Genomic DNA, 12,361 nt, shown 5'->3' with positions numbered 1-12,361 from the left:
GCTCGAAAAAGCACGATAGAGGAACTAGAATGCTGTAGAAAGAAAGGTGTTCATCGAAACATTCTGCAGATACGCATCAGAAATATTGCAACCTGCAAAACGAGTACAGTTGCAGATGCTAAATCGATTTCATTTTTGGGAGATGCAGAAAATCGAATGTGTTCCGACCTAATGCAGTGGAATTTTCTCCACTAATTCTGTCCTGCAATACAGCGGACTACTTCTTGATTCGTCTTCGGAATATAAAGTTCATGATCCGAAGTGTAGCCATTCATTTGGTAGGAAGCGATCGCGATTGCCATCTGATTGAGCGTGCTTCCGGTAGAAGACCAATAATTCGCTTCCGGAAAATTCGGAAAATATTGCGAATTCTTTAAGTAGTGTTGATAAATATGCCAAACTTCACACATATATCCGAAGGAAGAGAAATATTCGCAACTAGGTACTCTCCAAGTCTTTATTCCGGCAAACCCAGCTCCGTCGTTCATTTGGTTTAACTGATTGCAGGAGTCAAATAACGGACCTGACTTCAGCTCAGTCTCGTTGACCGGACTTCCGTCCGCATTGTATGAGATTTTTTCGCACTTGTTATCATTGGAAGAACAAAAAGAAATTCTCTGAGGTTCTCCTGAGCAATTTGGATCGGTCAAATTTTGTCCAATAGCACACTTCATTACCTTGAAGTTTGTATATTCGTAATATTCGCCTAAGATAGGAGTTTCTACAACACCAGCCAATTCTGCGTTTCCTGCATTCACACCGGATTGCACCCAATCCAATGCAAGCCCAATCGGAGATTTGGAAGCATCCAGATTGATCGCAGAAGCCTTGTTACACGAGACTAGCAATAGAAGACTAAGAAAGGAAATTGGAAGCTGAATTAGAATACGCTGCATTTATGTTTCGTCCCAATTCGTTATTAGTTGGTCCCATTCGAATGAGAGCTTGGAACAATCCTTATTTGTCCGAAGGGAAAATCAACTCTAACCTTGGAAGCACTTCGTAAAATAATCGCTGTAATGCGAAGTTTTGCTGATTATCCTTGGTTAATTTTAAGTAACTTGAGAACACTCGGAAATAAGAACCGCTTCCCTCATCCTCCGCCGATACATCCTGGTGTGTCGAATGGCCAAAATGAAATTAATCAAATAAATCCGAATGTGTACCAGTTCTTTCGAATATGATAGAGTTACCATCTAACTTATAGATTAGAAGCCAATCAGGTTCAATATGGCATTCACGCCGGTTTTTGTAATTCCCACTTAACTTATGATCTTTGTATTTTACATTCAATGGAATGCCTTCAATCAACTGCGACAGGATTCCTTTGAGTTTATTTAAGTCCTTCTTGCGCTTTTTCTGCAACTTAATATCTTTATTAAATTGAGTCGTAAAGCTAGGGATGAATTTCATATCTCCAGCTTTTTAAATAGTTCCTCTTTAGATTTAAAAGATTTTAGACCTTTCTTTTTATCTGTAGCCTTAAAAGTTTTCTGCGTTACTTTATTCGGTATTTTAACTGGAAAAGGCAAACCTTTAGTCAGTTTAATTTGATGATAGAAAATATTGATAGCTTCCGAAGCGGAGATGCCTAAGTGATCCAGTATGCTTTCTACATCTTTTTTTAAGTTACCTTCGACTCTCGCTCGAATCATTGCTGTTTTCGCCATGGCAAACATCCTTTAACTCATTTGTTCCCCATTTGAGATACATCGTCAAGTCTTTAACTGTAGTTTAGTCTTTGCTAAAAACTTATCCGGGCAAAGGGAACTCAAAGAAACAGAGTCAACATAGCAATCGAAGAAAGATCGTTTTGTAGGTTTTATAAAACTCTGAGGGCTCTTGAGTGCATTCGGAAACGTGAACCGCTTCCCTCGCCCTTCGCCGACACATCCTGTATCGAGCTCTCGGACGTGCGCCTTCCTAGCTCACTCTTCGCGAATGCGTTTCCCGTTTCCTGTCTATCTCTCGGCGAGTGTTGCTGGCCGCCTCCCGCTACGCGGGACCGGGCTACTACGGGTTCGCTAATCGCTCATCCAACACGTTCCACGTATCCAGCCTTACGCATTCATTGTAATTCTGTGTTGGACTAAAGCCCTCCGTTTCCCTGGCGGCTTTATTTCTTCCTAAGGTCCGCTCTCGCTTTCCTAAGGAATCGTTGTCAATGAGCGATCTCTGACCGGTTTCTGTTTCCAGCTGCACCGCCGGTGCAGCCAGATACATTCATAGATAAATATTCAAAATCCATATATTTCAGATTGGAGTTGTTTAGTTTGGATTCATACTTACTTTCGGTCAAATCTGTTTTGGTTATTTCTTTTTCAAATACCAGTGGCTGTTAACTCCTCATTCGGATGGAACCATGATTCCATAATTTGGTTTAGGTTTTCTAAGTATTTATCCATATATGGAGCTGTACATTGTATTTCGCAGGGGACAATCAATCTTCTAACAGGTCGGGATACATTTCTTCTTCTTTTAAAATGTAGTTTAACCTCTTCTTATTAATCTCCTTCGAGGTAAAAAATTTCGAAATCTCTTCTACATTACTTATTAAGAAGTCTATTTCATTCACTATACCTTGTTCTTCGTTTACAAATTTTTTGCCTATTCCGTATAAACTTGAAAGCTTACTTAAGCGATACATTTCCCAATCGCGTAGTTGATTCATTGGCTCAAGTAGCGCGTCGATTTCATTCAATTCTGAAAAAAACCAAACTGTAAGCCCCATACCAGTTATGCTAAGGGTTGCGCTCGAACCTCGCCCACGATCATAAGAAATTGACCCCACATCCATCGGATAAAACATTACTAAAGGCCATAAATGATTCCTTAGTAAATCAATGAGAGTGAACAAATTATTATCTAGGGGACGAAAGTGCTTTCTTCCCTTTTTCCACATAGCCGGCTTCCTTTAACCATCTGATTTCTTCTTTTCCCCATCTTCCCGCTTCATTCAATGGAATGTTGAATTTCGCAGTCTGCTTTAAACGAGCTATCTCATCGATAAATATTCTGTTTAGAGCACCTCGACCGTAATCGTTTAATTGACTGTACCGGTTCCCGATATCATAATAGCTCCTTAATCCATTTTTCGTATTTCTCATGCTTGTATAATTCTTATAGCTTCCGTTTCCATAATATTTCCCTAAGCTCGCTTCGGTCCCATTGTAGTTAACGTTCTTAAGAGCTAGTTTTATGTCCGCTTTTGATAGTTCAACTCCGTATCGAACCGTTTTTCCAGTTGCCCATCTACCTACTACTCCGCCGAAGGATTTTGCGATAGCAGGAAAATGCGCTGCTGACGCTCCTAACGCTTCTATAGCAATTACTTTTGTGGATCGGATCGCTAACTTTTCATAATCTTTCTCAACAATATCTGCAGACGCCTGCATCAGGTAGTCAGCCAGCCCACCTCCTGGCATCATCTTAAGCATCTGATAATTGGGATTTTCTGCTGCCTTCCTAATACCTCCAACGTATTCATTAGAAGTGATGGGCCGACCTATTTCAGACATTAAGCATTCACCCGTCATACATGGAACGGACTGATGCCCACTCGGATCCTTCGCACCAACCGGATTCCCTTTCACATATGCAAATCGGTTCCAACCCTGAGTATCGTATTCGCCATCAATGATCGAATCTGCACTTGTGAACCTCGCGATCTGTGGATCGTAGTAGCAGGTTCTTGAGCTCAATCGGAAACGTGAACCGCTTCCCTCACCCTTCGCCGATACATCCTGTATCGAGCTCCGGGACGTGAGCCTTCCTGGCTCACTCTTCGTGAATGCGTTTCCCGTTTCCTGTCTATCTCTCGGCGAGTGTTGCTGGCCGCCTCCCGCTCTGCGGGACCGGGCTACTACGGGTTCGCTAATCGCTCATCCAACACGTTCCACGTATCCAGCCTTACGCATTCATTGTAATTCTGTGTTGGACTAAAGCCCTCCGTTTCCCTGGCGGTTTTATTTCTTCCTAAGGTCCGCTCTCGCTTTCCTAAGGAATCGTTGTCAATGAGCACTATTTAACATTTTTCTGCATTCCGCTGCACCGCTGGTCCAGCTGAAAACAGTTTTGGCTAAAAATCTCAAATCCGTATATTACAGATTTGATTCGTATAGTCTGGATTCATTCTTACCTTCAATCAAATCTGTTTTGGTAATTTCTTTTTCAAATACTAAAAGTTGTTAATTCCTCATTCGGATGGAACCCTGATTCCATAATTCGGTTTAGGTTTTCTAAGTATTTATCTAAATATAGACCTGTACATTGCATTTCGCTGGGGACAATATGCGAGACTTTCTTGAGATTCTACTTGCGCGAAACTTTCTGAACATTACCGAAATTATTCGTACACGTAGATTTACAATTTGAAAAATTCCGAATGTATTCATTGTTGGTTATCATCACCCCTTGTTATTCGTAAAATCAAATAATAAAAAAGTGAAACTATTAGAGCCACAGACGGGAAAATAAAAACGATCATCTCATGAGTATTCAATATATTTGCCCATTCTATTCTTGAACCTTCCATTAACACACTTACCCACAGAAGGAAAGTATAATAAAATATCAAAAAAAATAAGGTAGGGAAATTCGGTTTGTAAATAAACCAAATAAGTGCCGGAATATAAAATATAGTGCACACCATATCAAACTTGATTATCCAATAAGTGAGATCCTCGTTCGTCCGATCGATGGCTTCCCAATATGCAATGGATAAATCAAAAAAAATATTAGCCGCCTGAAGCAAGGGGAGCATTCCTGCTATTAGCATGATAAACGCTAAGGCTATAACAAAAAACTGAACTATAAAGAAGGAAAGTTTCATAACATTCTCAAGCTTTTCGACTAGAATATAATTTTCGTCAGTGCAATCCTAAAGAACGAATTATTAATCATAGCTTAGTTTAAATGAATCTTATTCGGCCTATTTCTTTTTACTTCATTTGAATCGGATTGATTGTCTTGTTTACGGCGAGTTGCATTCTTAATTACGCCTGCCGCGGAACCAGTTCCATCTTTGTAGTTTCCTATACTACCTTTCAATTCTACAATATTTCCTTGTACAAAATCCGTTGGGTTATTAGTGAGTAGTTTATCAGCGAATTCCGTCGGTGTAGAAACTATCTCTTTGCCTCCTTTATACTTTGTCTTCGAGAGGCCGACGCGACTCATATCTGTGCAATTTGATTTATTATAAACCCAATTTTCATTTTCTTTGAAGAATCCTTCTACCGCTTGTCTTACTTTAGGATCTTCCTCCTTTGAATTAGTTTTCAATTGCAAAATTAAATCCGGTTGTTTTTTCGTCGTTCTTCCAATATGATTTTTGTTCAGTACTTCCTTCATTGAACCGGAATGCTTGTATGACTTTTCCATCGGCCGGTCAGGACCTGAATTTACCGGATTCGCTTCATAAAGTGTTTGATTTTTTTTGGAGCCGACTCCCATCGCAACGTGACCTGCGCCGGATTCAGTCGACTCTGAAGAATAGAAATACAAGAATATATCATGCCCAGTCGGATCCTTCGCACCAACAGGATTCCCCTTCACATATGCAAATCGGTTCCAACCCTGAGTATCGTATTCGCCATCAATGATACTGTCTGCGCTCGTAAACCTCGCGATCTGTGGATCGTAGTAGCGAGCGTTGTAGTAGTAGAAGTTCGTTTCCGGATCTAATTCTTGAGAGTTATACTTCGGAGCAAAGTCAAGGTTTCCTCTTTGGACAAAGGATTCTCCATAGGGTTGGTATTGAGTTCGAGTGAGTGTTTGTGCAGAGCCGTCTAACACTTGTGAGACGGAATCTACTTGATCGGTCAGGAAGTAGGCGACTGCCCCCACTTCGTTTAACGCTGCGACCCGGACTCCGTTTAGGTAGACGTTGTTGATCGATCGAAGGGTATTATCCGTTTCCTCGTATTCCAATCCGAAATACATGCTCGGATAGATGACTTCCGTGGAGGCAAACTGACCAGGCTTCGGTACTAAAGCCTGCCTTCTGATTCTAAATCCGCCCTCGTCATACCAGTACTTGCCCATGACCGCACCGGTAGCATCTTTCACGGATACGATTCTATTTTGGGAATCTACTTCGATCTGCTTCCGCAAATGCTTCGCTTGGTCATTTTGAGAGACCATATTCCCGGAAGCATCATAACTCATCGTTAGGCTGTCGGAACCGGTCTTGCTAGAATCTATCCGTAATACTTGGTGGTTGGTGTATTGATAACTCCACTCGTCTGTGATATTTCCAGTGGCAAAATCGTGGTTACGCTTTGCAGTAAGGTTTCCATTTTTTGAATACGAAAAGCTCTGCTTGAATTGCTTTGTAAAATTGTCCGCAGTCTCTCGGTAAGTCCCGTTGGAATCTAAAATTCGATTCAGTCCGTCATACAGATAGTTGTACTCGGTATTATAATCGGTCGAAGTGTTCTCTATTTTTGTGATCGCATTATTGCTGTTAAATGTATAAACAGCGTCTTGGAGAATTTTGTTTGTACCGCTTACATCCCCGCTGGAATGAACACGGATCAATCTTCCCTTTGCATCATAAGTATAATCTGTAGAAACATTGTTTCCGAGAGTGAGCGCAGCAGTTTGCCCGAACTCGTTATATCCGATATTCTCTACGATATCCGTGCCACAGAAACCCGGCATGACACCACTCGTATCCACATCGACTGAAATTCCCGTGACATACCCCGCACTTCCATACGAGTAGCAAGCCCTGAGTCGTTTGTGGTTGATCGGATGGGCAGGATAATCGATCTTCGTGATTCTTCCCAAAAGATCGTATTCTGTTTCTGTAATGTATGGACCCTCTGTATTTTGGAGGGGAATATTCAGGATCCTTCTGGTTTCTTTTTTGATCCGTCCTAGTTTATCATAACTGAATTCCTTGCTTTGGACGGAGTCTTCTACTCGTACTAGTTTTCCTAAAGAATTCTCGCTTCCGGATGCCGAATCGTAAGTAAATACAGTATCCCCTTCCGGAATATGTTTTGTAACAACCCGCCCGATTGCATCGTAGGCAAATGTAGTCGTAATGGATCTTGCATCTGTATGAGAAGTTTGTTCGCCAAATGCATTATAGGCGAATGTCTCTACGCCCAAGTCTGGATCGCTCTGTGCTTTTAATCTTCCGAAAGCATCGTATTTCCAATACGCTTGGTTTTTTCCGGAAGTATCTTTGCTAACAATGCCCGTAGAAAGATTCGAACAACTCAAATTCGATCCGTCGTTCAGATCGGATTTCTTGACTCGATTCCCTGCGATATCAAAACAAAATCCGATCCTTGCTTGGGTTCCATCTGTCGCAAAGTCTTCTACATAGAGAACTCTTCCTCTCGCGTCCTTAATCGTTCTCTTATTCGTTCCGCTGCTATTCTTTTCTACAGTTTCAAATGGATCATTGTAATCGACTGAGATTACAGTCGCAGAATTTTCTCCCGCCGCCAAAGGAAGTGTTGTGGATTTTACTCTTCCGATCGCATCGTATTGGAATAGTGTCGGTTCCCTTTCTTCTAGATGAAGCGCAAAGGAATCGATCTCGCTTCCAGAAGCCCAGTCTGCGCGACTCGACCTGACCACTCTACCGTCTGAATCATAGACAACTCTTCCAGAACGTACGTACTGTCCATTCGAGCCGGATTTGACTGTATAAATAGTTCTACCTAAACCATCCGAGTATTTTTTGTAAGCAAAGTCAGGAGCACTGGTACCGGACGGCAGTATTGTCTTTGCGCCTAACGGAAAGGAACTGTGATACGAATAGCTTCCGATCACACTCGTTCCGGAGTCTGTATCTGCTCTAACTTGAGTGAGTCTTCCGTAGTTATCGTACGTATTATATGTTTTGTTTCCGTTCGGGTCGGTTATCTGCAAAGGCAGACCGAAAGCAGAACCATAATCGATTGTACTTCTTGTGGTAAAGGAAATCGATCCTCCGAAGGAGCTCCTCTCGGTCACAAACTGGTGGAGCTGGGAATCATAGACCAGGTTAGTTCCTCGAGAAGGACTTCCACTGCTATCCTTCTCCTGAGTCGTATTCCCGTAGGAATCATAAGAATATTCTAAAATTCTAGGGGAAGTAGATGGAAGCCCTGAACCAGTATAGGAGGTTACGTTTTTAGTAAGATTTCCTTTGCTATCATAGGTAAGAACGGAAGTAGTTTCGTTTGCACTCGCAGCGAGTGAAACTGTCTTGGTAGGTCTGCGCTGGTTTGTACTAGAGTCTGTTGTAAAGTCAGTAATCGCAGTCTGGGTTTCTACAGAGTGAGCTCCGTCCGCAAAATGATCCGTGAGACTTTCGACCTTCTTCGTAATCGCATAACCACTGAGGGTAAGCGAACTATCTTGGGTAGTCGTTCTAGATCCGTTTAGATACTTTTCTATCTTAGAAGCGAAAGATAAGTAACTCGGTGCCCCCGAGGTTACCTCGATTTTTTGCACCGAGTGAGTGTAGTTGATGATTCCGTATTCTTGATTGTCTGACCCGATGATCTTTGTCTGTTTTTCCGCACCGCTTAGGGCGCGGTTCATCATGAAATCAGAATATGGTGTTGTATTATACGTATGGAAAGTTCTGGCCCCATACGCATCCGTCATCGTGAACTCAGAAAATCCGAAAAAGTCAGATTCTTTTTTCCCGTTGATAAACGAAGAGAATGCAAATCCGTTTTTGTAGTCGTAGGATTTTGTGATTCGATTCCCCAATCCGTCGTCTGCAGTTATCTTAGTACAAACTCTGTAAGTTCCAGGTAGATCCGGAATTCCATCTCCTCCTGTATTATCAAACTTAGTCGAATTTTCGTACTCGAATTCGTAAAATCCACCGATCCCGTTCTTGAGTTTGTTTATTATATCCGGAACGATTCCGTTGGAGAGCGCGAAATACCAAGTGGGTTCTTTAAGGTGGATGATCCCGATATCAGTGAGTCCATCCCCGTTGTAATCCCCTTGGATCCACTGGAACACATACACCTTCGAAATTAAGTCAGGCCTAGAAAGACTTTTCTGAATGATACCGGAAGAAAGTGCAATCGCCCTTCCTTGAGAATAATCGTAGGTCCTAAATTCTCCATTCTGCACCACAATAGGATCTCCGTTGTGGTCGAACTTTCCGCTAAAAGATACACCGTTTGCAGTGCTCACAGTGCGAGTGACAGATGTGGAAGTGATTCTATATTTATAAAAAGAAGTTCCTACATCGGAAGCTTTTCCTAGGAGGATCGAATGTCCTGTGACTTCTCCGTATAACGCATATTTGATGCCCGCAGGACTGACTGCGTCATACTCTGAAGTAACAAACGGAAGTGGAACGTCCCCAGATAGTTTTTTGAATTGGATCTGGTTCGAACTTAAGTTGATACTTCCTAAATACCATTTGTGGGTTCCGGTCCTTCTGTCTACGAGTGCAAACTCCGCTTTTCCAGAACCGGTAAAATCTCCCGAAAATAAGCTAAATGCATTTCGGTTTAGTCTATTATCAGAACTTCCGCTTTGGAAAATCTTATAAAGATTGGAAGGAGTCAGATCTCCAGTGATTGTTAAGACCCGGTTTCCGGATAGACCCGAAAGTAAAAAGCGAGCGCTTCCGGTAGAAGATTTGTCATCTAAGATGAGTGCTGATTTAAAAGAAGTGGATTCGAAATTGTCGAATACGTATCCGCTTTCTTTACTATGAAAAAGAGTAACTTCTGTATCCGTAAAGCTCGCGAGGTCTTTCAGCTCGAAGGAATTCCCCGAAGCGAATCGAACCGTCCTAAACTTATTTACACTTCCCTGTTTTTGGTAATAGAGGACCTCGTCTAAAGTGGATCTGGTATATCGATCCGGGTCTCCTGCAAACGGAAGAATCACATCGCTTGCTTCGGGAGAAAAGCCGGTTAACACCGATTCGGTGAAAGACGAGCCCTTCTTGAAATCAAAGACTCCTGTTTTACGATCGAATAAAAGTAATTCCGGAGAATTAGAACAGTCGTTAACTGTGAAACACCCAGCAAACGCAAGTTCTCCCCTTCCTCGGTTATTATTTCCGTCGTACTGGTACTCTAAAAGTAGCGTCCCGAGTCCGGAAGAAATTGGAAAGGATGCAGTCCCCTTCACAAGTTTTACTTCATCTAGCGGTAAAGGAGTTTGCATCACCCGAGTTGCACTCGGGCCATAACTCATATCGCTATAGATCTTGTAGCGAAATCCATTTTGAGTTGCTTCTCCGATCCAAAACTTTCCGTCATTTGCAGAATAGAATCCGATATCTGTCCTACCGTCTCCGTTAAAGTCCCCTTGCAACCAACGAGTGATCTCTCTGAATTGTGGAACTCTAGACCAGGTCCTGAAGTTGATCGTCCCATCTCCGGTTTCCCCGATGGTCCAATCTCCGGAAGAACGATCGAAAAGTAAAAAGTCGGAAAATCCGTCTCCGTTAAAATCTCCGGAGAATCTATCATATGTAAATAATGACTGCTCGGGTGCTGTGAATACTTTATACAATTTCCATTGCATTCTAAATGGAAGTGGATCCAGAGGATCTTCTGGACGATAATTTTCTCCCACGATCCATTTTCCGTTCCGAGCATCGTAAAAGGAAATATCTGTCCTTCCGTCTCCGTTATAATCTCCGACTAATGTCTGTACTTTGGCGCGATCTCTCCCCTCTTCCGTAGTATCAAACGTAGATACGCTGTCCAAGTTTCCGTTCGGAGTATAATCTTCTCTGTATATGTTTTGGAATTTCTTAGAGAATAAAAGGAAGTCGAATCTTCCTCCTTTGTTTAACATTAAAGTCCAGTTTCCTGTCGGCTCATCGAACAGGATCGCATCCGAAAGGCCGTTTCCGTCGTAGTCTCCGGGGAACCAATCCATCCGGAAAATATCCGGGAGTGAATTCATCATCCTTCCATACGAACGGAATTGGAACACTCTTCCATCGTGCTCGGCTACGATAAACTCTCTTGTTTCAGGCAAGTAGAAGGCGATATCGGATCTTCCGTCTCCGTTAAAATCGCCGCTTACATTTCCTTTAAAGAAGCGGATCTTTTCGGGTCCCTCGTAACCAATATAACGATTTCCGTATATTTTAAAATTGTAACCTCCCTCCTTCCTGCCTTCTGCGGCTTTCCAGTACCCGCTTTCCGGATTGAAAAAGAGCATATCGGAGATCCCGTCTCCGTTAAAATCCCCTTCAAAGTACTGTGTAGAGTCCGGATTGTCTTCAGGCTCGCTTGCTTCCCTATTTACGATATTCTGCCAAAGAAGTTGTCTTGAAGATTCTTGGTAGCTAAACTCCGGCTGGGTTGTATGTCTGCTGGATTCTACCGTCTTTAAGATTGGCCTTCCTGAATCCGAAGATTCCGTATAAACCAAAGTGTAATCCCAGAGTTTTCCGCCACTCCAACCTACTTCGATTTTATCCAAAAGTCGATCCATCTTCATGAGGAAGCCTGGAGCCTTACTTACATAGAAATCATCCCTTGATTTTGTATAAAAGCGGACGTATTGTCTCGGTGTTAGAGATGCTTTAGAATTTCCTGTATAACGAATTTCTTTTAGATAGAGGGTTCTGTTCGAAGAATAGTTGGAAGTATCATATTCCACTTCCTGAGTGTTTCCGTTTCTATCCTCTATTTTAGATACATACCAGCTGTATGTCTGGTTGATCTTATCCGGATTGTAGATCCTGGTCGAAGACGATTCTCCGTAGACAGTCTTGGTTCCGGAAGAATCCAAAACTTCCCAGATTCCTCCCACTTCTGCAAAGCTCAGCTTTAAAACTACGGAGTCTTCCCCTAAGATCTCCGGTCTGTAGGTTCCGTTCTCGCTATTTGCAGGTCCGGATATTTTTACTAAACGTGCCCCATTCCAAGTAAACGTATCTTTATTATTATAAAATAATGCACCGTATTCGGGAGTTCTTGTGATCGCACCTAATCCTAAATTCCAACCTACTCCGATCCATCCGTCTCCTCCTGTAGCAGAATACGAAATCGCGAGCTTCGGCTCTACTCCTGCCCTTCCCGTAGGAATCACAATCGGATAGGATAGGGAAACTCCTCCGTAGTGGTTCGGTTCTGGTGGTGCAATGAACACAGCCCCGTTCAACGGATCCGCTTTTGTTTCCGGATCGCTAATCGCCGAACTGTGGTTAGTCGTTGAGGAGAATAAGTCGCTTCCTTCCGGTGCAGGCGCAGATCCGGGAGACGGAAAAGCTGTCCCAGGTGTAATCCCCGTTCCGAAGATCCACCCGGGTATTCCGTGCCCGTGGTTTGTGCAAGATACGGCAAGAGAAAGCGCGACCGCAAATACGACCGCTCTTATTCGAAGGAGCTTCATTGGATATTACCGACGAATCGTT

6 protein-coding genes are annotated in these 12,361 nt (G+C 42.7%); all 6 read right to left on the bottom strand.

Annotated features, from left to right (window positions below; translation table 11 throughout):
• Nucleotides 1–191 precede the first annotated feature (191 nt).
• The 6 genes from CH373_RS12465 to CH373_RS12430 all read right to left on the bottom strand — a co-directional run bounded on the left by CH373_RS12465 (nt 192) and on the right by CH373_RS12430 (nt 12,339).
• Nucleotides 192–896, bottom strand: coding sequence for an Lcl C-terminal domain-containing protein (locus CH373_RS12465; protein ID WP_100713210.1), 705 nt, complete (start codon nt 894–896; stop codon nt 192–194).
• 244 nt (nt 897–1,140) lie between these two features.
• Entirely contained in the window at nt 1,141–1,413 is a 273-nt protein-coding gene (locus CH373_RS12460; protein WP_100713211.1) for a type II toxin-antitoxin system YafQ family toxin, read from the bottom strand.
• Entirely contained in the window at nt 1,410–1,670 is a 261-nt protein-coding gene (locus CH373_RS12455) for a type II toxin-antitoxin system RelB/DinJ family antitoxin (RefSeq protein ID WP_100713212.1), read from the bottom strand. The genes CH373_RS12460 and CH373_RS12455 overlap by 4 nt, the downstream gene beginning before the upstream one ends.
• Nucleotides 1,671–2,440: 770 nt before the next feature.
• Entirely contained in the window at nt 2,441–2,902 is a 462-nt protein-coding gene (locus tag CH373_RS12445; RefSeq protein WP_100713214.1) for a hypothetical protein, read from the bottom strand.
• Nucleotides 2,862–3,701 (bottom strand): RHS repeat-associated core domain-containing protein, encoded by an 840-nt coding sequence (locus tag CH373_RS18825; RefSeq protein WP_243393379.1) that lies wholly within the window; start codon nt 3,699–3,701, stop codon nt 2,862–2,864. The genes CH373_RS12445 and CH373_RS18825 overlap by 41 nt, the downstream gene beginning before the upstream one ends.
• Before the next feature lie 1,204 nt (nt 3,702–4,905).
• Entirely contained in the window at nt 4,906–12,339 is a 7,434-nt protein-coding gene (locus CH373_RS12430; RefSeq protein WP_100713216.1) for a SpvB/TcaC N-terminal domain-containing protein, read from the bottom strand.
• Nucleotides 12,340–12,361: the final 22 nt, after the last annotated feature.

The organism is Leptospira perolatii (assembly GCF_002811875.1).
Taxonomy (GTDB): Bacteria; Spirochaetota; Leptospiria; order Leptospirales; family Leptospiraceae; genus Leptospira_B; species Leptospira_B perolatii.
Note: the sequence above shows the minus strand (reverse complement) of the source record. Positions and strands in the feature narration are given on the sequence as shown.

Bases quoted from the DNA above. Each gene is read 5' to 3' on its own strand.
- CH373_RS12465 (WP_100713210.1), bottom strand. From the start codon at position 896: ATGCAGCGTATTCTAATTCAGCTTCCAATTTCCTTTCTTAGTCTTCTA.
- CH373_RS12460 (WP_100713211.1), bottom strand. From the start codon at position 1,413: ATGAAATTCATCCCTAGCTTTACGACTCAATTTAATAAAGATATTAAG.
- CH373_RS12455 (WP_100713212.1), bottom strand. From the start codon at position 1,670: ATGGCGAAAACAGCAATGATTCGAGCGAGAGTCGAAGGTAACTTAAAA.
- CH373_RS12445 (WP_100713214.1), bottom strand. From the start codon at position 2,902: ATGTGGAAAAAGGGAAGAAAGCACTTTCGTCCCCTAGATAATAATTTG.
- CH373_RS12430 (WP_100713216.1), bottom strand. From the start codon at position 12,339: ATGAAGCTCCTTCGAATAAGAGCGGTCGTATTTGCGGTCGCGCTTTCT.